We start from the raw sequence: 22,768 nt of genomic DNA on the forward strand, positions 1-22,768 counted from the left end.
TCAGGATGTTAGGTGTTCCAGTTCGGGAGCAAGAGGAAGCGCCATGATTTTCCCCCATTTGCGTAAACTGTCAGTCGGTAAAGTACTGGTGCGCACCGTCAACGAGTTTCTCGACGACGAGATGTCCACCTATGCGTCGGCACTGGCTTATCAGATGCTGTTTTCTTTGTTCCCGTTTTTGCTGTTTCTGATCGCCTTGATCGGCTTTCTGCACCTTCCGGATTTTTTCTCCTGGCTGCGCCTGCAGTCCGAGTTTCTGTTGCCACCGCAGGCGCTCGAACAGGTCAACCCGGTTATTGATCAGTTGCAGCAGTCCAAGGGCGGTTTGCTCTCGATCGGTATCGTGATCGCCTTGTGGACAGCGTCGGCTGGCGTTCGTCTGATGATGAGCGCCATGAACGCGGCCTACGATGTGGTCGAAGGTCGTCCCATCTGGAAGCGTTTTCCGCTGTCGATCCTGTACACCGTCGGCATTGCCGGCATGTTGCTGGCAGCAGCGGCTTTCATGGTGCTGGGGCCTCAGGTGATGAACTGGATTGCTGCACAGGTCGGGATGGAAGAGATCATCGTGACGCTGTGGACCATCCTGCGCTGGCCCGCGATCATTATCTTGCTGATGGTCGCCGTGGCATTGATCTACTACGTGATGCCTGACGTCAAACAAGAGTTTCGCTTTATCACACCGGGTTCGGTATTGGCTGTGGTGGTGTGGATTGTGGCTTCGCTGGCGTTTGGTTTCTACGTCAAGACCTTCGCCGACTACAACGCCATGTATGGAAGTATCGGTGCGATCATCGTGCTGTTGCTGTATTTCTACATCTCGGCCGCCGTGCTGCTGCTGGGCGCGGAAATGAATGCGGTGATCGAGCATATGTCTGCCGAGGGTAAGGAAGCGGGCGAGAAAGAGCCGGGCGACGGTCTGGGCGATGAGCAGGAAGAGGCGGGTGGCAAACAGCATGTTTCCGGGTTGGGGCGTGATCATTCCGTACCAATGGCCAAGGCTGAAGAAACCTGATGGCCATGTATGACAAGATGGCGTTTTATGCGAAGGACCGGCAGCCATGATTCGTAATATTCTCAAGATGGGCGATGAGCGTCTGTTGCGCGTCGCTCCACCTGTTCCGACAGAGATGTTCGGCAGCAGCGAACTCGAAACGCTGATTGCCGACATGTTCGAAACCATGCACAGCGTGGGTGGCGTTGGCTTGGCGGCGCCGCAGATTGGTATCGATCTGCAACTGGTGATCTTCGGTTTCGAGCGCAGCGAACGCTATCCAGAAGCCGAGGCCGTCCCGCAGACAATCCTGCTCAACCCGCTGATTACCCCGCTTGGCCCGAACATGGAAGAAGGCTGGGAGGGGTGTCTTTCAGTGCCGGGGCTTCGCGGTATGGTTGATCGTTACCAAAGTATTCGCTATGAGGGTTTCGACCCGGATGGCCTGCCCATCGAGCGGGTTGCTCACGGCTTCCATGCGCGGGTTGTGCAACACGAATGCGATCACCTGATCGGACGCTTATACCCTTCGCGTATCACCGATTTCAGCAAGTTCGGCTTCATGGACGTGATGTTTCCGGACATGGACCCCAATGCTGATGAATGACAGCGTGCTGCTCCCTTCAGCCCGTCAGGCTTCCCGAGACAGCGCAATCAGCGCCTTGCTGCGGCTATAGCGCATCAATCGCTCGCCCAGTACTTGTGGCAAACGCTGCGCTGTTTCAAACCCTGTGAGCTGATAAAACCCTAGCAAGTCAGGGTGACAGAACAACCAGACTGGCCCCGAGAGTGGCAGCAGCGCCGCCTCTATCAAGCGTTTCGCCACGGATTGGCCACGCTGTGCCGGGGCGACAAAAAGCCCCGTCAGCCAGTGGCCCTCCGCCGCGGGCGAAAGGCACAAAGCCCCGACTATCTCGCCCTGCTTTGCTACCCAGATATGCCCTTTGCTGGCGGGTCGCATCGACGACTGGTGTTCGCGATAGAACTTGCCCAGCAGCGGGCGACACGTATCGGGTAACAGGCAATACTGAATTTCTGACATCGCAAGCGAACTCGCCGGCACGGAATGGAGGGGTTGCATCATACAGAGGCTCATCTCGTTACAACTAATGACCGCGTAACGATGTCGATACTGTCAGCTATGTTTTCTTTACCCGCCATTCGAGGTGAGCATGAGATCAATAACACGACTGCTGAGCTGTTCCCTGCTGGCGCTGGGGCTGCTCGGTCCGCCAGCTATGGCGGCTGAAAAAAACGCGCCGATCCAGTTCGGCGCGCTGACTTGGGAAAGCGGCAGTCTGATTACCGAGGTATTGCGCACGCTGGTCGAAAAGGGCTACGGCTACCCGACCGACACGTTGCCCGGTAGTACCGTCAGCCTCGAAACTGCGCTGGCCAAAAATGATATTCAGGTCATCGCCGAAGAGTGGACCGGACGCAGCCCGGTATGGGTCAAGGCCGAAGCTGACGGCAAGGTTTTCGGTCTGGGCAATATCGTCAAAGGTGCGACCGAAGGCTGGTGGGTACCTGAATACGTGATCAAGGGCGATGCTGCCAAAGGCATCAAACCGATGGCGCCGGACCTGAAGTCGGTGGCTGACCTGGCCCGTTACAAGGATGTGTTCGAAGACCCGGAGTCGCCTGACAAAGGACGTTTTCTCAACAGCCCGAGCGGCTGGACCTCCGAGATCGTCAACACCCAGAAACTCAAGGCCTATGGGCTGAGCGACAGCTTCGTCAACTTCCGTACAGGCTCGGGCGCTGCGCTGGATGCCGAGATCGGGTCGGCCATCCGCCGTGGCAAACCGGTGCTGTTCTACTACTGGTCGCCGACCCCGCTGCTGGGCAGTTACAAGCTGATCAAGCTTGAAGAACCCCCTTTCGACGCCGATGCTTGGAAAACCCTGACCGATGCCAGCAATCCTGACCCGCGCGGTTCCTCTTCGCTGGACGCCACGCTGTCTATCGGCGTGTCCGCAGCGTTCAGCAAGCAGTACCCGGAACTGGTGAGTTTCTTCAAACAAGTGGATTTCCCTATCGATCTGCTCAACCAGACGCTGGCTGAAATGAGCGAAAAACACCAGGACCCGCAAGTTGTCGCCAAGGCGTTTCTCAAGCAACACCCGGATGTCTGGAAAGCCTGGCTGCCTGCCGATGTAGCAGCGCGCGTCAGTAGCGCGTTGTAAGTAGGTAAACCGAACATATGCAAGGCTCGCGCAGGGTGTGGCATACCGGGCTGGCATTGGTTGCCTGTCTGGGGCTGGATGCCCTGCGGCCGGTGAGTGCCGAAGATGTCGACGACACGGCGCTGGCACTGGTAGAGCAGCGAAATCTGGGCGAGGGGCTGGCCTGGCTGGGTTATCAGGCCGCCTCGCGTACTGCCGCTTTTGCCGCTATGGTGAAATCGGTCGGCAGGATCGAGGCCCAGACCCTGGTGCAGAACGAACTGCGCTATTTGCAGCCTGATTACCAGAGCCAGTGGGATCGCAATCTTGCGGCCTCTTACGCGCACTCATTCACTGCCGAGGAACTGCGCTCGCTCGATCAGGGCGAGAGTTCGCTATCACTGGCAAACAGCTTCAGAGTGAGAAATGCAAGAGTCATTGCTGATATGAAAGCTCGATCCTCTGAACTGCTCGAACAATTTGTGGCACGCGCACTGGGCAATGCTCAAATGACGCTGCAACACTGACACCTACTTAACGTTAACGACGCGAGGCAAAATCATGGACGCATTCATGCGAGCGGCATTCGAAGAGGCGCAGCATGGGCAGGAAGAGGGTGGTATCCCGATCGGTTCGGTTATTGTCCACGACGGCAAAATCATCGGTCGTGGTCGCAATCGTCGGGTGCAAAATGCCAGTGCCACGCTGCACGGTGAAATGGACGCACTGGAAAATGCCGGTCGCCAACCTGCCAGCGTGTACAGGGAGGCGGTGCTCTACACAACGCTCTCGCCTTGCGCCATGTGCAGCGGTGCGATTCTGCTCTACGGCATTCGCAAGGTCATTGTGGGCGAGAACCAGTCTTTCATGGGCGAAGAAGACTTATTGCGCTCACGAGGGGTGCAGATCGATGTACTTGATGATGCAGCATGCAAACACATGATGCAGAACTTCATTAACAACAAGCCTGACCTGTGGAACGAAGACATTGGCGAGTAACGGCTGGTTGTCAATTGTTCCTGTACCTGCCCTGAGTACTGCGACGCTCCGAATTTAAATCGCTGACTGCGGTTTGTGCCACTAGTGTGCCGCTAACGATGATAATCTTCTCTCATTGTCCTTAGTGCATGCACACCACGGTGGTACCGTGGTCATTTTTCGGAGCCCGATATGTCGGTCCAGCAGCGCAACAACGTCAACGTTATGGGTGAGGGACCGGCCACCCTGATTTTCGCTCATGGATTTGGTTGCAATCAGCACATGTGGCGGTTCATGGCCCCGCACTTTGCAGAGCGCTTCAAGGTTGTGCTGTTTGATCTGGTGGGCAGCGGCCAGTCGGATACTTCGACTTGGTTTCCGCATAAATACGCATCACTCAAGGGCTACGCGACCGACTTGCTTGAGCTGGTGAACGAGTATGCGGGCGCTGGCCCCGTCATTCATGTCGGGCATTCGGTCAGTTGCATGATTGCGGTACTCGCCGAGCTTGAATCCCCTGGCCGTTTCGACGGCCAGGTCATGGTCGGCCCGTCACCTCATTACCTCAACGACGGTGACTACGTCGGTGGCTTCACGCGGGCGGATGTAGACTCACTGCTGGAAACGCTCGAAAGCAATTATCTGGGTTGGGCCAGCACCATGGCGCCGACCCTCATGGGCACCTCGAACCCGCCTGAGCTGAGTGAAGAACTTGCCAGCAGCCTCTGCCGCACCAATGCCGAGATTGCCAGGCAGTTCGCCCGTGTCACCTTTCTCTCCGATCATCGTGCCGATGTCGAAAAGCTCAAGACCCGAACGCTGATCCTGCAGAGTAGCGATGACCTTGTCGTGCCAGTTCAGGTGGGTGAATACCTGCATCGGGTCATCACCGACAGCACACTGCACATGATCGACAACGTCGGGCATTACCCGCACATGAGTGCGCCGCAGGAATGCATCATTGCCATGAACCAGTTTCTGGCGTTTTACGAGAGCGCCGAACATGTCGCTTGAACAAGTGACTCTGCCGCTTACGGAAGACCTTTACGAGCACGCCGCCTGCGGGCTGGTGGTGACCCTGCCGAACGGCACCATAGAGCGTGTCAACCTGACTTTTTGCCGTTGGCTGGGGCTGGAGCGCGAGGCTGTCGTGGGTCGCCGTTTTCAGGATTTGCTGAACCTTGCCGGCAAGGTCTTTTTGCAGACCCACTGGGCACCGCTGCTGCAGAGCCAGGGCTCGATCGCCGAGGTCAAGGTCGAGCTGCTGCACGCCGATGGCCACCCTGTGCCCATGATGCTCAACGCCGTGCGCCGCGAATACCCGTCCGGGTTTCTGCATGAAGTGGCGGTGTTCCTCGCCGAAGAGCGCAACAAGTACGAGCGCGAATTGTTGGCATCGCGCAAGATGGCCGAAGAGTTGTTGCAGCAGCAGATGACGGTTCAGACCGAGCTGACTTCGGCGCGCAACCGCCTGCGTCTGGCCCATGCCGAAGCAGAGATACGCGCGATTTTTGCCGAGCAGATGATCGGCATCGTCAGCCACGACCTGCGCAACCCGTTGGCGGCCATCAAGATGGCCGCCGGCCTCCTGGAACGTACCCCGCTGGAGTCGCGCCAGGAGCGAATTCTGGGTCACATTCACCATTCGACCGACCGTGCCGAGCGCATGATCGTCGACTTGCTGGATTTCACCCATGCCCGCGTCGGCAGCGGCATTACCGTTGTCCCTCAGTCTGTTGACCTGCATGCGCTGATCGCTAGGGGTGTCGAGGAGTTGCGTCAGGCGTTCCCCGACCGGGTCTTGACGCACCGCAGCGAAGGTGAGGGCGCCTGTGTCGCTGACCCGGACCGTTTGCTGCAGATGCTGAGTAATCTGGTGAGCAATGCCGTCAATTACGGCGCCGATCACAGTGAGGTATTAATCACATCGTCATTCGAGACGTATCTGATCAAGCTGTCGGTGCATAACGAAGGCGAGCCCATACCAATGGAAAAGGTCGATGACCTGTATGAGCCGGTGGTTCGTGTGGTCAGTGACAGCGACGAAACCCGCACGGTTGGGCTCGGGCTGTTTATCGTGCGCGAAATCGTCCGTGCGCACCTGGGAGACGTGACGGTCAATTCTTCGGCGCAGGCCGGCACGACCTTCACTGTCGCTTTTCCGCGGCCCACTGCAAAAAGCTGAAGTCTACGTAACCACGGCTACTCGTCGGGGCAATCTTCAAACAGGTCGATCCCTGGCGCACAAAGACGCGTCAGGCACGTAGAATGTCGCGCTGCGCCATTACCTCCAGGCTAGACAGGTCTTACATGCGGCATTCCATTTCAAATGATGTAGCCACGATCAGCCGTATCAGCGCGGTGCCGGCTATCCTGCAAGTCATTACCGAGTCCACTGGCCTGGGCTTCGCGGCAGTGGCGCGCGTTACCGAAGACTCCTGGACGGCCTGCGCAGTCCTCGACAACCTTAATTTCGGTTTGAAACCCGGTGGCGAGCTGGAAGTGACCAGTACGATCTGTCACGAGATACGCTCCTCTCATAAACCGGTAGTGATTGATCACGTTGCTGACGACGAGATGTTTTGCGCGCATCACACCCCGCGTCGTTACAACTTTCAGAGCTACATATCGATACCGATTTTTCTCACGGATGGCAGCTTTTTCGGCACCATTTGCGCGCTGGACCCCAAGCCCGCCAAACTGACCGGCACGCCTATCGAGGCGATGATGGTATCATTCGCGCGCCTTCTGGCATTGCAGATAGAGGCCGAGGAAAACATGCAGCGGGTGCAGGCCGATCTTCTGGCCGAGCGTGAGGTGGCCGAACTGCGCGATCAATTCATCGCCGTTCTGGGGCATGACCTGCGTAACCCGCTGTTTGCCATCAATGCAGGTGCCGAGCTGTTGCTGCGCCGCCCGCTGGATGACAAGACCCTGCAAGTCGTCCAGCACATCCTGACCTCGGGCCAACGTGCTTCGCAGTTGGTCGATGACGTGCTGGATTTTGCCCGTGGTCGCATGGGGCACGGCATTCCGTTGAGCATTCACGACGCTCATGGCCTGGACAAGACGCTTGAGCATGTGATCTCCGAGGTGCAGCGTGTGCATCCTGACCGGCTGATTCGCTCGAATATCGGAGCGCTCGAGCTTATTCGCTGCGACCATGAGCGAATCGCACAATTGCTGTCCAATCTGGTGTCCAACGCAATCTCTCATGGTGACGCCCAAAGCTCGGTCGAGGTGAATGCCGGGGTGCGCGGTGATCTGTTTGTGCTCAGCGTTGCCAACCAGGGCGAGCCGATCCCCGAGTCGATGCGTTCGCAGCTTTTCCTTCCATACTCACGGCCGATTACCAACGAACCGCAGGCCGGACTGGGCTTGGGTTTGTACATTGCCAGCGAGATAGCCCGAGCTCATGGCGGCGTGCTTGAGGTGTGCTCGACGCATGAAGGCGGCACCGTATTCACTTTCAGCATGCCGTTGAAGTCGGCCAGCGATTGCTGAAAACCAATGGCGCGGGATCGCCTGACGCCCTCTAAGGCCTCGCAGAACACTGCGTTTGCCGATGCCACGCTGTTCAACATCGCCGTGCTTTGACCATCTTTGTTACAAACTCTCGCATCGCTTTACTTGCTCATCGGCATCGCCGGAACGAACCTGCAGCCTCGGTTGACATCAAAGGCCTGAGTCTCCTTCGTCGTACCCGGAGACTTCACCTGTACCCAGAGGTATGTCATGAACAGTTTTGTGCGCAATCTTGTAGGCGGTGTGCTTGTGGCGTTGTCCGGCATCAGCGCCGTTCACGCTCAGACCCTGCCCAACAGCACCCTGAATAATGGCGCCAGCAGCAACCCCTACAACAGCCCGACCAAACGCTCCAACCCCAATAGCCGTCAGGGCACGGAATCGAGTACGCCACGCGCGCCCGGCCCCAATATTGCGCCACCGGTGCGCAGGCCAACGCTGGAGAACGGCGGTATCGGTAACGGCTACCCGACGCGCCAGACCTCTCCGCGTCCCTCTGCACCGACAACCGACCCCAAACGCGGTAACTGACTCTCTGATCACGCGCCCGCCGACCGGCGCGGCACCCGTTCAATGCATTAAGGAAATGCTCATGCTTAGAAAAACCCTGATTGCGACATGGTGTACCGCTGCCATTCTGAGCCTGCCGATGACGGCCAGCGCTGCTACGCAAGAATACAAAAGCGAGCAGGGCACAGTGACGGTCAGCTCTGTGGCTGAAGGGCTGAACCATCCATGGGCGCTGGCGTTTCTTCCGGACAAACAGGGCATGCTGGTGACAGAACGATCCGGCAACCTGCGCTTGGTATCGGCTGACGGCAAGTTGTCCGGTCCGCTTTCCGGCGTGCCGGAAGTCTGGGCGCAGAAGCAGGGAGGCCTGCTCGATGTTGTGTTGTCGCCAGAATTCGCCAAGGACCGCATGGTGTACCTGACTTACTCCGAAGGCAGCGGCAAGACCCCCGCCGAGGGCGACACTGCTGGCACGGCGGCAGGTCGTGGTCGTCTTTCGGCTGACATGACCCGACTGGAAGACTTTGAAGTCATCTTCCGCCAGGAGCCCAAGCTGTCGGTCGGCAACCATTTTGGCGCGCGAATGGTCTTTGATCGCGACGGCTACCTGTTTATCGCGTTGGGCGAGAACAATAATCGATCTGCCTCACAGGATCTGGACAAGCTGCAAGGCAAGGTCGTGCGCCTTTATTCGGACGGCAGCGTGCCGAAAGACAACCCTTTTGTGGGGCAGAAAAACGTCCGGCCTGAGATATGGTCCTATGGCCATCGCAACCCACAGGGTGCAGCGCTCAACCCGTGGACCGGGACTGTATGGATCAACGAACACGGCCCCAAGGGCGGCGACGAATTGAACATTATCGAGCGGGGTCAGAATTACGGCTGGCCGCTTGCGACTCACGGTATCAATTATTCGGGTGAGCCGATCCCTGAGGCCAAGGGCAAGTTTGTCGAAGGCACCAAGGTGCCGTTTCAGGTCTGGGAAGTGTCACCGGGCATCAGCGGCATGGCGTTCTACGACCACAGCCTTATCAAGGCATGGGACCACAATCTGTTCATCGGCGCGCTGGCCACTCAAGAGTTGATCAGGCTGCAATTTGACGGCGACAAGATTGTTCATGAAGAACGACTGTTGAAAGACATGAAGCAGCGTATTCGAGACGTGCGTCAGGGGCCGGACGGTTATTTGTATGTGTTGACCGATGAAGATAATGGCAGCGTACTGAAGGTCGGGCTGGCTAAATAATAACTCATGATGATTAAGTAATAGAACGTTAAGGCTTTAACTAAAAATTCCCACAATAACGTGGGAATTTTCTTATCTGCTCTGTAGGCAACTAGAAGATCGCTGGATCAATGGTCTTCTGCGTCACGAACTACTTTGCCGGTTTTGGCATCAACATCGTAGTTCCATTCAACACGATTAGGGCCCTTCAGCTCGATCTGGTAGACAAGCTGGCCAGTGATGGTTTTGTCCAGTTCGGTATCATGGATCGTGAAGCCTGGGTGCGCTGCGAGGGCCTGTTTGTTGAACTGTTCAAAGTCGCCCACTGTGCCAGCCTTGTGCAGGCGTACTACTTCATCGGGGCCGATATCGGCTTGGGCAACACCGGCAGCCGCAGTGAGGGCGGCGGCAGCGAAGAGGGCAGGCATAAATTTCATACGGTATTCCTTCTGATTGATCTGTTTTTAATTGATTCATGACGCGCTGATTCGTTCAGCGGTTTTGTTGCGTCCAGATTAGCCATACTTACTTAATTCACGCTTAATTATTCTGCCGCGTATCATTTGTGGCGTCCGTGTTTGTTGCCTATTGTGTCAGCCACGTTTTCAGTGCCCTTTGTTTATAGTCGATCGCCACGTAAAGGTTGAAAAAAACCGGCAGTGAACGTAAAAGGTTGCCCCCTGCCGGAAGGTGCATCGCGTCTGTCCAGGCGCTGTCCTTGCGGAGTCTTATCGATGAGTGCGTCCAACCGACCTGCCGTGCGTTACGCCTGGCATCTGCTGCCTTTGGGCATGGCCGTCGCCTCGCCGTTGCTGGCGGCCGAGCCGATCAGTCTGGAGGCAGTCAATGTGAACGGCTTCAGCGAGCAGGACAGTACTTCCGATTACAGGGCCGGCAGGGCCTCGGTCGGCGGGTTTGAGCAGGCATCATTGCTGGACACGCCTGCGTCGGTTTCGGTGTTCACCGAAGCGCTGATCAAGGACCGTCAGGCAAAACTGCTGAGTGATGTGCTGCGCAACGACGCCTCGGTGGGCGACGGGTACGCGCCGGTGGGGTATTACGAAAATTTCGTGGTGCGCGGTTTTTCGCTGAATGCGGCCAACAGTTATCGCATCAATGGCCGGAGCATTGCCGGTGAACAGAACGTGGCGCTGGAGAACAAGCAGCAGGTCGAATTGCTAAAGGGTTTGTCTGGCCTGCAAAGTGGCGTTTCAGAGCCAGGCGGAGTCATCAACTACCAGACCAAACGGGCGCAGGATGTTCGCTCCGTAACGGTCTCGACCAATGAGCACGGTGAGCGTTACTTCGCGACCGACGTCGGTGGCTGGTTCGGCAGTGAGCAGCAGTTCGGCTTGCGCGTGAATCTGGCGCATGAGGATATTCGTTCCTACGTGCAGCACGCCGACGGTCAGCGTGACTTCGCTTCGCTGGCCTTCGACTGGAACATCAGCGAACGCGCCTTGCTGCAACTGGACGTCGAATACCAGAACAAGGAACAGCGTTCGGTGCCCGGTTATCAACTGTTGGGCGGTACAACGCTGCCCCATGATGCCTCGCCACGCAAACTGCTGGGCTATCAGAACTGGTCCAGTCCGGTGGGTATGGAATCGCTGAACATGAACGGGCGCTTCGAATACCAGTTCAACGACAGCTGGAAGGGCAGTCTCAGCGCATCGCGTAGCCGGGTGGTGATCGATGACTACAGCGCCTTTGCCTGGGGTTGCTATGGTTCGGCCAGTTGTGCGGCTGAGGCGGTGCCCAACCACTTCAGCGCCGAGGGGGGTTATGACATCTATGATTTCCGCAGCCCTGACGATACGCGTCGCAATGACGAGATCGAGGCGGCCATGTCCGGAGTGTTCAGCACCGGTTCGCTGGCGCATCAACTGACCTTCGGCAGCAGCGCCTACCGCCGAACCGTGGACACGCGCGGAACCTTCAACGAGCTTGTGGGCTCTGGCAACATCAATCAATCGTCAGTGCCGGTCGAACCGTCCGGCCTGCCACTGCCGCACACCGAGCGGCGTCTGGACAGCCGCCAGTACGGGCTTTTTGTCATTGACCGGATAAGCTTCGACGAGCATTGGCAAACCGTGCTGGGCGGGCGCCAGGTGCGGCTCGACGAGCAGGCGTTTGCCGAGGACGGCAGCGAAGCGCGCCACACCGAGCGCTATGTGTTCCTGCCGCAGGCGGCGCTGATCTACAAACCGGTCGACAATGTTTCGCTCTACACGAGCTACAGCAAGGGCCTTTCGCTGGGCGGGACAGCGGCGTGGTTCACCACCAACGCCAGCGAAATCCTCGCGCCGACTGTATCGCGACAGCTGGAGGCGGGCATCAAGTACGACTGGCAACGCATGAGCCTGACTGCTGCGCTGTTTCAGGCCCGTCAGGCTTATCAGTATTCCCGGCCCAATGACGACGGCACGTTTACCTACGTCCAGCAGGGCAAGCAGAAAAACACCGGGCTGGAGCTTGGCGCGAGTGGCTGGCTGACCGAGCGCCTGCAGATTTCAGCCAGCGCAGCGGCCATCCGGTCCAGAGTCGACGGCAGTGGTACTGATGCCTATGAAGGTCATCAAACGCTCAACGTGCCTGAGTACCGGGGTACGCTGCAAGCCGATTACAGCCTGCCGATTCGCGGCCTGGCGTTGCTCGGCGGAGTGCAGTACAGCGCCAGCAAATACGCTGACCGTGAAGGCTCGGTACAGGTCAGCGACTACGCGCTGTTCAACATCGGCAGTCGGTACAGCACCAAGGTGAGCGGGTACGACACCGTGCTGCGCCTTACCATCGACAACCTGTTCGACAAGCGCTACTGGCGCGATGCAGACGAGTACCTGGGCGACGACTATCTGTTCATGGGCGCCCCCAGAACCGCCAGGCTGTCTGCGTCGATCAATTTCTAAGCCTTGTATGTGCGGGGGCATGGGCTGAGGCCCGCACCGGAACTTCGCGGCACACACGCTTGCAAGCTTTGCTATTCTTCGCGCCCTGTGAGCGCGATGCGCTCTTTTCAGCCATGTTTCGGGGTCTTCATGACGGCCATCGTTCAACCCGCTCCCCAACCCTTCAGCAAAGCCGATTACAAGACCCTGAGCCTTGCGGCCCTGGGCGGGGCACTGGAAATCTACGACTTCATCATCTTCGTATTTTTCGCGCTGACCCTCAGCCAGCTGTTTTTCCCGCCTGACATGCCGGAGTGGCTACGCCTGCTGCAAAGCTTCGGGATCTTCGTGACCGGTTACCTTGCCCGGCCGCTTGGCGGGATAATGATGGCGCATTTTGCCGACCGCCTGGGACGCAAACGGGTATTCAGCCTCAGCATCCTCATGATGGCGCTGCCTTGCCTGTTGATCGGCATCATGCCCACCTACGCACAGATCGGCTATTGGGCACCCGTAGTGTTGTTGGCATTGCGTATCCTGCAGGGCGCGGCGGTCGGTGGCGAAGTGCCTAGTGCCTGGGCCTTCGTGGCGGAACACGCGCCCACGGGGCATCGGGGTTATGCACTCGGGGTGCTGCAGGCGGGCCTGACCTTCGGGTATCTGCTCGGTGCGTTGACCGCAACCTGGCTGGCGCGGGTCTTCAGCCCGGCAGAAATTCTCGAGTGGGCCTGGCGTATCCCTTTTTTGTTAGGGGGCGTATTTGGAGTGGTGGGTGTCTGGCTCCGTCGCTGGTTGAGTGAAACGCCGGTGTTCATGGCCATGCACGCCCAGCGTGAAGGCATGACAGAACTGCCGCTGAGCCAGGTCTTGCGCAATCACCGACGCTCCCTGCTGCCCGCCGCACTGCTGACCTTCGTGCTGACTTCTGCAGTGGTCATATTGGTAGTCATTACCCCTACGGTCATGCAACAGCGTTTTGCTATCAGCGCAAGCCAGACATTCGCCCTCAGCGCTCTGGGCATCGTCTTTCTCAATATTGGCTGCGTGCTGGCCGGCATGCTGGTCGATCGTATCGGTGCCTGGCGCGGGGTGATGATCTACAGCCTGCTGCTGCCTGTGGGGATCGGCGTGCTTTACGCCAGCCTCATCCAGAATTGGCTGCCACTGGGTATCGCCTACGCCATTGCCGGCCTCGGTTGTGGAATCGTCGGTGTGGTGCCCTCGGTAATGGTCGGACTGTTCCCTGCACACATCCGTGTATCGGGTATTTCCTTCACTTACAACATCGCCTACGCCTTCTGGGCAAGTATCACGCCGCTGATGCTCATCGCGTTGATGCCCTGGAATCTGTGGATCTGCGTGCTGTTCAGTCTGATCATGGGCATTGTGGGGCTGGTCACTGCTGCAGTGTTCGGGCTGCATCATGGAACCCGGGTAGATGACTCCGCAAGCTGCAACGCCCGATAAAAGCAGGCGAATTAGCGACAGTCTTGGCGTCCGCTTGAACATGTGACGACAGCTGCTCACCTTCGTGAGAGTAGTCGTCACATAACAGATATCAACAACGTTACGTCTCAATCGTTATTCAATTGTAACAACTGATTGTAATTCCGAGTGCTCAAGTCTATCTTGCGCCTGTCTATTTACGCATGTTTCCAAATGGCTGTAGTGCAGAATCGGTACAGTACGGATTTACTTGTACTGGCTGCTTTTTCACGACGTCTATAAGTGGGCTCGTAGTCATTATGCTTGGTGTTATGTAGGAGCTTTCTTTGTTGTATGGCTGCTTGTAAGAACCTTCTTACCTTCAGAAGTATGGTTTCTGGATGGCTAGCCAAGCCGCAGATCGACCTGCGAAAACAATTCTAAATAAAGTGATCTCTGTGCCGATTCAGTAATCAAGTCATGGAGGACAGATGTAAGAAGCATCCTACAAAAATTTGCCTTCAGGCAAAACGATGGTGAGAGGGAATATCATGTCGGTGACAATCAGAGAACAAGAAGTGCTTGGTCTGTTGCTGCAGGGCTGTACCAACAAGGAGATCGCCAGGCAACTTAGTATCAGTGACTATACGGTGCGTGATCACGTGTCTTCGCTGCTCAGAAAAAACCAGGTAAGAACACGCGTTGAGCTCATGGCGCGGTGTGTTTCTGTATTACTGCCTCAGAAAAACTTTGACCCCCTACATCTGTAGGATTGTGTCGCGTTTCAGTCCCTCCATAATAAGTCCTGCCATCCCTGTGGTTTGTTAGTGCGGCCAGCGCAGTGCCAACATTGTCAGGCAGGTATGAAAAAACTGGCTGTATGGCCGCTGCACGGGCAGCCATCCGGCGGGTTATTCGAAGAACGTAGCGTTAAAAAACCAGCCTGTACGATCAATCCGTCAACGTTAAAAGGAGCAACTCATGACTGTTTGTTTTCTTCGGAGCGAATCAGAATCCGATCAGTCATTGCGGCTGGACCCGCATCGGCCAGGCTTGAATCTGACGAATAACTTCCATCGCCTCGCAACCCGGCAGGCCGCACTTTCCGTGGCGCAGTTGGTCGAGCAGCAAGCAAGGCTGTGTGGCCCCGTTGGCTTGTTCGTAAAGCTTTCTCGACAGCTTCGGTCATTGGGGCGCCAGTCGCCGCTGCTGGAGGACACAGAAAGGCTGAAAGGGCGCAAGCGTCAGTGGCTGGCCGAGCGGGCAGTGCAATTCGCACTGGGCAAGAACTCCCGCCGACCCGGGGTGGACAACCCTTTCAAGGACATGCTGCGAGAGGACCTGTGCTGCATGGTGTTCGATGATTCATCGCTGCACACGCTGGTCGAGCGTTACGCTGCCAGTGAAGCCCTGCGGCGTCAGGACAGCGAGTACTTCGTCAAACTCATCGCCACCACCCGAAACACCGTCGAGCGACGCATCGTCTTTCACGGGTTGCTCGAGCACTTTGACCGGCTGCTGCCCATCGAGAAGAGTATCTACCCATTTGATTACCGCGCTGTCCAGTTGGCCCATCTGGAACAGGAAGAAGCACTGTACGGCAAGCTGATCATGGGACAGCCCATCACGGCGTTGCTGGAAGCGCATACACCCGAGTGGCTGCTGAATAATCTTTCCTCTTTTGAATTTTCGATTGATTAAAGAGGCGCTCTGCAAGTTGCAGTTCTCCCTGCTTATATCATTCAAGGAATGTAGGGCTTTTGCACGGTCAAGCATCTCCATGCATGGCAGTGGAAAGTGTTGCATGGCGTTTGTCTTTCTAAATGCATCAGCGGGTTTTTCTGCCAGAAGTGTCAGGTGGTTTTAATTCGATAGAGTGAGTTCGACGTCTGGCGATAATCGTCATGTGTTCTAAAATAGATCAGGAGTCAACATCATGCGAGTGATAAGCTCTGGGACAGAGGCGGCAATAGCAGCACGGCAACTTGATAAAAAAATAGCGATGAAAATGCCCGCCTCTACTACTTCTTCAGCCCCTGTAAAATCTTCGGGCCCTTCTGTCACCATCAGCGGCGAGGCTCTTCTCAAACAAAGAGTCTTCGGCCTGGCAGACCCCAATCGCGCTGCACCAATGCCAGGTAAAGAACTGTTTGGAAGGAATCTCCAGAGCATCGCTTTTTTCAATCGTGATGACAGGCGTTTTCCTGGTAGCGTTTATGAGCGGGCTCGAGATCAAGGCGCTGACCTGACTTATGTTGATCCGCCCGGATTAAGACTGGCTGGCTCCGGGGAAAAACGCCAACCCGACAACGACACTCAAGAACAAAGCGCTTCGGCTCGGAAAACCACAAAGCCAAAAGAAATAACCCTGGAAAGCCTGCGTGAAGACATGCGCAAGTCGTTCCTGAAGGCGATGGGGGTTGAAAGCTTCTCTTCTCTATTTGAACTGCTGTTCAAGAACAAGCGCTGACTGATCAGATTCCGGCGTTGACGACCTGGCATTCCTGCGGGGCATCTTTGGCGCTGACAATGCGGTTACGGCCGGTGCTTTTGGCGAGGTAAAGCGCCTTGTCGGCCTCATGCAGCCATGAGGCTGCGTCGGACATTTCCGACATGTAGGCGGCAATGCCGATGCTGAGGCTGACCTTGAGATCGCAATGCCGTGAGTGGGTCATCTTGTCGATGGCCAGACGCATGCGTTCGAGAGTTTCCCTCGCCTGGATCAGGCTGGTATCCGGCAGAATGACGCAAAACTCGTCCCCGCCACAGCGCCCTATCAAATCGGAATCGCGCAGGTTATCGAGCAGCGCTTCACTGATATTTTGCAACACCGTGTCGCCCATGATGTGGCCATAGGTGTCATTGACGACCTTGAAATGATCGATATCAATCAGCGCAATCACGCAATGCTGGTAAGCGTTCTGGCTCTTGGTGAACTCCAGATCAAGCAGGTCTTTCCAGGCGCCATGATTCAGAAGTCCGGTCAGGCTGTCGGTACGGCTCAGTTTGCGCAGGATGTTGCGGTGTTCACACAGTTTGAGGGTGACCTGATGGCTCAGCCAGCCGATGACGATAGGGTAGATCACCAGCACCGGCACACAGGCGTAGATCTGCGCCATGTTGCCTTGCAGGTTGACGACCGGGTTGAGCAGTGCCAGCGAGATCAGCACCCCCAAGGCCTGTGCGAATATACCCTGGAACATCAGACGAGGACCTGCGGCAGCCATATTGTGCATGGCCATCATCGCGACGATCGTGACCACGGGCAGCAGGCTGAAGCCCATTGCCCCCATCCAGAAGCCGCCAAACAGCGAGTCGATCAACAAATTGCGCCATTCGGCTTCATAGGGCTGATGTGAGCGGCGTGCGATCTGATAGGCGATATGCGGCCACATCAATGCATTGAGCAGCGCCAGATACCAGACCCAGTGCGCAACATTGACGTAATACAAAGACACGGCGACAGTAAAAAAGCCAACGCTGACACCGAGTATCCTCGGGGCATAAATCCGCTTGGCGAATGCCAGTCCCCTGCGGTGATATGTGCTCATGGTTTCTTACCGGACATTGCTTTTGAATCGGCCCGACTTTCCTGCTCCGTGACCGAAAGGCAGGAGTTTGAGCGTTCGTTAGTGTCATGGGAAGAGTATTTTGCCGAAGAGCGTCAAATAACTGCATATTGCAGAGGCTTGACTGTTTTAGAGTCAATTAACTGACAAAATATGGCTTTAGAACGGTTCAAAAATATGACGAAACATGCAGGAAGATGCACGATTGAACATCAGGCCAATCTGGCTGTGTCGACAACCAGGTTGGCCGGTAATGCGTGAAGAGTAACTTGCGTTACGCAGCCGCCTTTTTTACTTGAAGTTTGGTTACCCAGGCGACAGCGATGGCCAGCAGAGCGACAAGTGCTGCCACGTACCCAACAGCACCCAGACCCAGGTGTTCAATGGTCAGGCCGCCGATGATCGAGCCCAGCCCGATGCCGGCGTTGGCTGCCGAAACGTTCAGGGTTCCGGCCAGAGCCTGCGCCTTGGGCGCAGCTTTCATAACGCGTATCTGGCAGATCGGGAACAGCGCCGTGTGAGCGATGCCCCATATCACCAGCACCACAGCCAGCAGCGGCATAGAACCCGCAGCAGGTACGCTGGCCGTCATACCCAGTGCCAGCAGTATCGCGAACGCCACAGTAGAGCCTAGCGGGCTGCGATCCACGTAACGGCCACCCAGCGCGTTACCGATAAGACCGACGGCACCGAAGCCCATCAGCCACCAGCCGACCTGAGCCGATTCGATACCGGCGATACGCTCCAGGGTGTCGGCGAGGTAGGTGTAGGCACCGAACATTGCGGTGAACAATAGAATCGACAGCAGCAGGTTGGCGATGAAGTGTGGGTCACGGAGGATTCTTGCCTGCTCGGCAAGACCCACTTTAGCAGTGGGTTCCAGGCGTGGCATTGACAGCGCCAACAATACGGCCATCAAGCCGGACAGCAGGGTCAATGCCCAGAACGCCCCGCGCCAGCCCACTGCGTCGGCAAATACAGTACCCAGCGGAATGCCGAACAGCATCGCTGCAGAGATCCCCAGATACACCTGCGCGACTGCCTTGCCCGCACGCTTCGGTCCGGCCAGCAGGCTGGCGGTCTCACTGGCCGTGCCCCAGAACACGGGCAGGGCCAGTGCCGGAATGAATCGCGCCAGCGCCAGTACCCAGATATTGCTCGAAACAGCCGCCAGTGCGTTAGAGGCTGCGAATATCAGCAGGATGACGATAAACGTCCGCTTACGGTCCAGGTGTGAAAGCATGGCCGTCAGAGGCGGTCCGAACAGCATCACCGTGAAGGCGAAAAGCGTAACCAGCAAGCCAGCAGTCGAGATAGAGATTCCCAGATCGCGGGCCAATGACGGCAGCAGCCCGATAATGAGAAATTCAGTGGTCACAATCACAAAGCCGGCCAAGGCCAGAATCGCGATGGACAAGCCAGCACCGGACGAGCTTTCGCTCGTGGTGCTGGAAGCAGCAGTTTCCAGAGACGCCATGATACAAACCCACCAAAAAATAAGTCCGCCAGCTTATTGCAGAAATCGATTCCTATCTTTGGCAAATATTCCGTACATTGTGGACTCAGATTCATTAATGGGTGTTTACATGCTGTCCACGGATCGCCTCAAAGGCATCGAAACATTCGTTGCTGTTGCCAACGCAGGCGGCTTCACGGCAGCCGCAGAGCGGCTTAATCTGACCAATTCTGCAGTCAGCAAAAGCGTGGCGCGTCTTGAGAGTCGTCTTGGCATGCGCCTCTTCGAGCGTACTACTCGACGACTGACGCTGACCGAGGAGGGCGCGGCTTACCACGTTGTGTGCATGCGAATGCTTGCCGAGCTGGAGGCTGCCGAAACCGCTCTGGCGGCGCAGCGTATGGAGCCCGCCGGGCAGCTGCGCATCGATCTGCCTGCTACCTTTGGCCGCCTGCATGCGCTGCCGCTGATCCTCGCCTTCACAGGCCAGCATCACAAACTGCGCCCACGCGTGACCTTCACTGATCGTTTTGTGGATATTCTCGAAGAGGGGATCGACCTGGCCGTACGCATCGGTGGGCCGCAAGTCTGGCCAGCGGGTCTGGCGCATCGTTACCTGGGCACCGAGCGGGTGATCTTCTGCGCCGCTCCGGCGTATCTGCACCGTCACGGAACGCCTGAAACGTTCGAGGACCTTGCCCGTCATGCCTGCATTCTGTTCGGTCGGGGAGACGGCAGCACCAGCCCCTGGCTGTTTGTCGATGAACAAGGGCAGCAGGAAACCCGGGCTGTCGAAGCGCGGCTGGTCATCGGCAATGGTGAAGCTCAGGTCGCCGCCGTAACGTCGGCGTGGGGCATTGCCCAACTGGCAACCTGGTTGATCAAGGAGCAACTGCAACGCGGCGAACTGGTGGAGATCCTGCCGCAACTGGCCACGCAAGGGCTGGATCTGCATCTGGCCTGGCCGCGCAACCGCGAGTCACTGCCCAAGGTGCAGGCGCTGGTCGAGTTGTTGTCCGATGCGCTGCGAGTTGACTGAGCCGATGACCGAATGCGGCATCAACCTCCGTGACTCAATTCATTGACCGATGACTGTTTTAACCAGTGCTGCCTGTTCTTTCGGGTTGTTCGCACTGGATACCACGTTCAGTACTGCGGTACGTGTACCTGACGCAGCAATGATCGACGTGCTCAATACCTTTGCATCGCTCATTGTTGCGGAGCTGTCGACTTGCCGCACGCCCAAGCCGTTTTTCTTGACGATCTTGCGTGCGCCCAGTTTCTTGAAATCCTTGTAGCCTGCACTTTGATGGTCGACGATGCCGTCGGTGATGCCATCAAGCAAAGCCGCGTCGTTATCGCTTGCCTCGACGTTCATTGGCAGCGTTGTTTCGGTGACAATCAATACACGTTTTTCGGCAGCATTTGTGTACATCTTTCCATAAACACCCTGCGCCCTGGCTTTCTCATCAATGTCAGGCATGTCGCCCGCTACATAGCCTGCAGGCACAGTAAACGCCAGTTTGCCGCCCAGCAATGAAACCTTTTGCGCTGCAGACGCGGGTGCCGTTGCAGGCGCAGCAGCCTCGGCCTTGGTGGCCGCTTGCACATTGATTGCAACCTGGCTGGCAGCCAGCGCGACACATACAGCTATTGCCTTGAAACCAGAAGACCGCATGGAAATTCCTTTTTATCTGTTAACAGAACAAGGCAGGGGCACCCGAGAAGTGTGAGTAGCCAGGCAGGTAAAAGTGCCCATAAAAAAACGACCAGCCCGATCACTCCGGCTGGCCGTTCCTGTGCCGCGTATCGGTTACTCGGCGACCTGCAATTTGCGTGATTCGGTATACACGTAGCGAACCTTTTCGTACTCGAACGGCGAGTTCAACTGGCCATAACGGAAGCTGGTCACGTAGCGACGATCAACCGCGCGCAGTACGGTTATTTCCGGGTGGTCGCTACTGACTTCGGCGACGTTCAGGAAGTTGATCTGGTTTTCAGCCGTGTAGTCGAACAGCATGCCACCGGTGTCCCGCAGGTTCGACGGACCGAACAGTGGCAACACCAGATAAGGACCAGCAGGAACACCGTAAAAACCAAGTGTCTGACCGAAGTCTTCAGGTTGGCGTGGCAGCCCCATCATGGTCGCCGGGTCCCAGAGGCCTGCGATGCCAATGGTGGTATTGAGCAGCAGACGACCGGTGGTATCCAGTGAACGCTCGCCCTTGAATTGCAGCAGGCTGTTCAACAGGTTGGAGACGTCGCCCAGGTTACTGAAAAAGTTGCTCACGCCGCTGCGCACGAAGCCCGGAGTGACATAGCGGTAGCCGTCAACGACAGGCAGGAACACCCATTCGTCGAAGCGGTAGTTGAAGTGGTACACCCGACGGTTCCAGGACTCCAGCGGGTCGTAGACTTCCAGCGCGTTGATGGACGCGCGCTCGAACTCGCGCTGATCCAGCCCGGGGTTGAACTGCAGCGACTTGAGCGGCTGAGTAAAGCCGTCTGCGTCTATCTGGCGGGCCACGGTGGCCGGGTGCTGAGCTTTGTTGCTGGTATCCGCGTCAGCGGCCTGGACTGTGCCGGCACAGAGCAGAGCAGCAAGTAATAAAAGACGTTTAGCCACGGAAAAACTCCAGCATGGCGTCGGTGTTGACGCGGTAATTAAGGTTGCCGCAATGGCCGCCGTAAGGATAGACGGTCAGACGATCACCGAAGGTCTTGCGCAGGAAACCCAGGTCACCCGAACCCAGGATAACGTCGTCAGCGTTGTGCATGACAGCGATCTTGGTGTTGCTGTGCAGGTAATCCTTGAGCGCGTACAGGCTCACCTGATCCACCAGTTGCAGCAGGCTGCCACCGTCGGTGCGTGCGCGCCACATAGGGATGACCTGTTCGGTCAGGTAGCAGTCGAAGTCGCATTGCAGTGCGCGCTTGAGAAACGGCGTCAGGCTGGTGCCTTCGGAAATCGGGAATTTCGGCGGAGTGATCAGGCCGCGACGATTGATCAAGTCAGACGTGAAAGCGATGTCGGCCGACGAGAAACGAAATGAAGTGCCGATCAACATTGCCATCTGCTCGTTGGTCAGATGCTGTTTGGACTGCTGGAAGTCGAACAGCAACGCGTCATTGAGGTCGATGTAGCCTTTTTGGCGGAAGTAGCGCGTCAGCTTGGCCAACACCAGTTCATAGAATGTGGTGGTGTTGTTGATGCCCTTGACGTTGGTCTGGACCAGTTTGTCCAGGTTGCTGATCGAGGTGTAAAGATTGACCGGCGGATTGAGCAGCAGCACTTTCTTGAAGTTAAAGCTGCGTCGTGTCTCGTCCAGCTTGCTGACAAAGGCTGCGTCCAGCGCTCCCAGGCTGTAACCGGTGAGGTAGTAGTCGGTCACCGGCAACTGTGCCTGCTGGGCACGAATAGCCTGCATGACGCGGTAAATGTCTTCTGCATCGTCTGACGATACACCAGGGGTCGCGAAGCGTGACGCCGACGTCATGAAGTCATAACTGGTCGGCGAAGACAGTTGCACAACGTGGTAACCGGCACCGTAATAGAGCTTTTTCAGAAACTCGTTGATGGTGCTGTTGTAAGGCGCGCCCGTGCCGGCGATCAGGAAGATCAGCGGTGCGGCATGGTCCTGTTTGGCCAGACGGTAGTGCAGTTTTTTTACGGCCCAGAAGTTGTCGGGCAGTGTGAACTCGCGTTCAGGGTGCAGGTTCAGCGTATACACGTCCTGATCGATGTCTTCATCGTCAGGCAAGTCCGGACGCAGATCGGGCGGTGTAGTAGCAATGGTCGCTTCAAACGGATTAGTCAGCGGGTAGCCATAGGTGGCGGGGTCGACATTGGTCGCCAGAGCGGACGCACTTAAACACAAGCCACCTATTACGGTAGCGAAGCGCAGAAAACGGAGCATGACTAAATCCCTTGGGAAAGAAGTGCTGATGAGATACGCAGGCTATGACCAAGGTGTAGTGCCAAAGTGCCGCATCCACCGGTTAACCGAGTAAATATGACGGAACAATACACGGT

The 22,768-nt window shown here is 56.9% G+C and carries 22 protein-coding genes and 1 pseudogene; 16 read left to right on the top strand and 7 right to left on the bottom strand.

Features of this window, described 5'->3' with window-relative positions; all coding sequences use genetic code 11:
- Positions 1-43 precede the first annotated feature (43 nt).
- Positions 44-1,015 (top strand): YihY/virulence factor BrkB family protein, encoded by a 972-nt coding sequence (locus POR16_RS06395; protein ID WP_005889523.1) that lies wholly within the window; start codon positions 44-46, stop codon positions 1,013-1,015.
- Between the two features lie 46 nt (positions 1,016-1,061).
- Positions 1,062-1,601, top strand: coding sequence for a peptide deformylase (gene def / locus POR16_RS06400; protein WP_005889524.1), 540 nt, complete (start codon positions 1,062-1,064; stop codon positions 1,599-1,601).
- 24 nt (positions 1,602-1,625) lie between these two features.
- On the opposite strand, the gene POR16_RS06405 is transcribed toward def, so the two are convergent.
- The gene (locus POR16_RS06405; RefSeq protein ID WP_042932212.1) at positions 1,626-2,036 is read right to left on the bottom strand and encodes a GNAT family N-acetyltransferase; all 411 of its coding nucleotides are present in this window, start codon (positions 2,034-2,036) and stop codon (positions 1,626-1,628) included.
- A 130-nt stretch (positions 2,037-2,166) separates the two neighbouring features.
- Here POR16_RS06405 and POR16_RS06410 point away from each other — a divergent pair, with 130 nt between their 5' ends.
- The 8 genes from POR16_RS06410 to POR16_RS06445 all read left to right on the top strand — a co-directional run bounded on the left by POR16_RS06410 (position 2,167) and on the right by POR16_RS06445 (position 9,418).
- Positions 2,167-3,180, top strand: a complete 1,014-nt coding sequence (locus tag POR16_RS06410; protein ID WP_005889526.1) for an ABC transporter substrate-binding protein — start codon at positions 2,167-2,169, stop codon at positions 3,178-3,180.
- A 17-nt stretch (positions 3,181-3,197) separates the two neighbouring features.
- Positions 3,198-3,686: a hypothetical protein gene (locus tag POR16_RS06415; protein WP_005889527.1), complete on the top strand. Its 489-nt coding sequence runs from the start codon at positions 3,198-3,200 to the stop codon at positions 3,684-3,686.
- A 34-nt stretch (positions 3,687-3,720) separates the two neighbouring features.
- The gene (locus POR16_RS06420) at positions 3,721-4,158 is read left to right on the top strand and encodes a nucleoside deaminase (protein WP_005889528.1); all 438 of its coding nucleotides are present in this window, start codon (positions 3,721-3,723) and stop codon (positions 4,156-4,158) included.
- Positions 4,159-4,329: 171 nt separating this feature from the next.
- Entirely contained in the window at positions 4,330-5,151 is an 822-nt protein-coding gene (locus tag POR16_RS06425; RefSeq protein WP_005889529.1) for an alpha/beta fold hydrolase, read from the top strand.
- Entirely contained in the window at positions 5,141-6,322 is a 1,182-nt protein-coding gene (locus POR16_RS06430; protein ID WP_024690171.1) for a PAS domain-containing sensor histidine kinase, read from the top strand. Before POR16_RS06425 ends, POR16_RS06430 begins: the two co-directional genes overlap by 11 nt.
- 125 nt (positions 6,323-6,447) lie before the next feature.
- Entirely contained in the window at positions 6,448-7,641 is a 1,194-nt protein-coding gene (locus POR16_RS06435) for a GAF domain-containing sensor histidine kinase (RefSeq protein ID WP_005889536.1), read from the top strand.
- A gap of 231 nt (positions 7,642-7,872) precedes the next feature.
- Positions 7,873-8,193 carry a hypothetical protein gene (locus POR16_RS06440; RefSeq protein WP_005889538.1) on the top strand — a complete coding sequence of 107 codons (321 nt, stop codon included), beginning with the start codon at positions 7,873-7,875 and terminating at the stop codon, positions 8,191-8,193.
- 61 nt (positions 8,194-8,254) lie between these two features.
- On the top strand, positions 8,255-9,418 hold the full coding sequence (locus POR16_RS06445) for a PQQ-dependent sugar dehydrogenase (RefSeq protein ID WP_005889540.1): 1,164 nt from the start codon (positions 8,255-8,257) through the stop codon (positions 9,416-9,418).
- Positions 9,419-9,525: 107 nt separating this feature from the next.
- On the opposite strand, the gene POR16_RS06450 is transcribed toward POR16_RS06445, so the two are convergent.
- Positions 9,526-9,834 carry a PepSY domain-containing protein gene (locus POR16_RS06450; RefSeq protein ID WP_024669961.1) on the bottom strand — a complete coding sequence of 103 codons (309 nt, stop codon included), beginning with the start codon at positions 9,832-9,834 and terminating at the stop codon, positions 9,526-9,528.
- 297 nt (positions 9,835-10,131) lie between these two features.
- Between POR16_RS06450 and POR16_RS06455 the strand changes: the two genes are divergently transcribed.
- The 5 genes and pseudogenes from POR16_RS06455 (at position 10,132) to POR16_RS06475 (ending at position 16,180) form a co-directional block, all read left to right on the top strand.
- Positions 10,132-12,306, top strand: a complete 2,175-nt coding sequence (locus tag POR16_RS06455; protein WP_005889544.1) for a TonB-dependent siderophore receptor — start codon at positions 10,132-10,134, stop codon at positions 12,304-12,306.
- A 129-nt stretch (positions 12,307-12,435) separates the two neighbouring features.
- Positions 12,436-13,752: an MFS transporter gene (locus tag POR16_RS06460; protein WP_005889546.1), complete on the top strand. Its 1,317-nt coding sequence runs from the start codon at positions 12,436-12,438 to the stop codon at positions 13,750-13,752.
- A gap of 509 nt (positions 13,753-14,261) precedes the next feature.
- Positions 14,262-14,509 (top strand): annotated as a pseudogene (locus tag POR16_RS06465) (helix-turn-helix domain-containing protein).
- Between the two features lie 182 nt (positions 14,510-14,691).
- Complete coding sequence (locus POR16_RS06470; protein ID WP_005889551.1) at positions 14,692-15,411, top strand: hypothetical protein; 720 nt, start codon at positions 14,692-14,694, stop codon at positions 15,409-15,411.
- 235 nt (positions 15,412-15,646) lie between these two features.
- On the top strand, positions 15,647-16,180 hold the full coding sequence (locus POR16_RS06475) for a hypothetical protein (RefSeq protein ID WP_005889553.1): 534 nt from the start codon (positions 15,647-15,649) through the stop codon (positions 16,178-16,180).
- Positions 16,181-16,184: 4 nt separating this feature from the next.
- Here the strand turns inward: POR16_RS06475 and POR16_RS06480 are convergent, their stop codons facing one another.
- Complete coding sequence (locus POR16_RS06480; protein WP_024669957.1) at positions 16,185-17,261, bottom strand: diguanylate cyclase; 1,077 nt, start codon at positions 17,259-17,261, stop codon at positions 16,185-16,187.
- Positions 17,262-17,553: 292 nt separating this feature from the next.
- Complete coding sequence (locus POR16_RS06485; RefSeq protein WP_005889558.1) at positions 17,554-18,756, bottom strand: MFS transporter; 1,203 nt, start codon at positions 18,754-18,756, stop codon at positions 17,554-17,556.
- Positions 18,757-18,865: 109 nt separating this feature from the next.
- Here POR16_RS06485 and POR16_RS06490 point away from each other — a divergent pair, with 109 nt between their 5' ends.
- A complete protein-coding gene (locus POR16_RS06490) occupies positions 18,866-19,774 on the top strand; it encodes a LysR family transcriptional regulator (protein ID WP_024690177.1) in 909 nt (302 codons plus the stop codon).
- 39 nt (positions 19,775-19,813) lie between these two features.
- Here POR16_RS06490 and POR16_RS06495 read toward each other — a convergent pair whose 3' ends face one another.
- The 3 genes from POR16_RS06495 to POR16_RS06505 all read right to left on the bottom strand — a co-directional run bounded on the left by POR16_RS06495 (position 19,814) and on the right by POR16_RS06505 (position 22,652).
- The gene (locus POR16_RS06495; RefSeq protein ID WP_005889561.1) at positions 19,814-20,413 is read right to left on the bottom strand and encodes a DcrB/PsbP domain-containing protein; all 600 of its coding nucleotides are present in this window, start codon (positions 20,411-20,413) and stop codon (positions 19,814-19,816) included.
- Positions 20,414-20,548: 135 nt separating this feature from the next.
- Entirely contained in the window at positions 20,549-21,361 is an 813-nt protein-coding gene (locus tag POR16_RS06500; RefSeq protein ID WP_005889563.1) for an MlaA family lipoprotein, read from the bottom strand.
- Complete coding sequence (locus POR16_RS06505; RefSeq protein ID WP_005889565.1) at positions 21,354-22,652, bottom strand: alpha/beta fold hydrolase family protein; 1,299 nt, start codon at positions 22,650-22,652, stop codon at positions 21,354-21,356. Before POR16_RS06505 ends, POR16_RS06500 begins: the two co-directional genes overlap by 8 nt.
- Between the last annotated feature and the right edge of the window lie 116 nt (positions 22,653-22,768).

Origin of the sequence: Pseudomonas coronafaciens pv. oryzae str. 1_6 (assembly GCF_000156995.2) — a bacterium.
Classification (GTDB): Bacteria; Pseudomonadota; Gammaproteobacteria; order Pseudomonadales; family Pseudomonadaceae; genus Aquipseudomonas; species Aquipseudomonas tremae.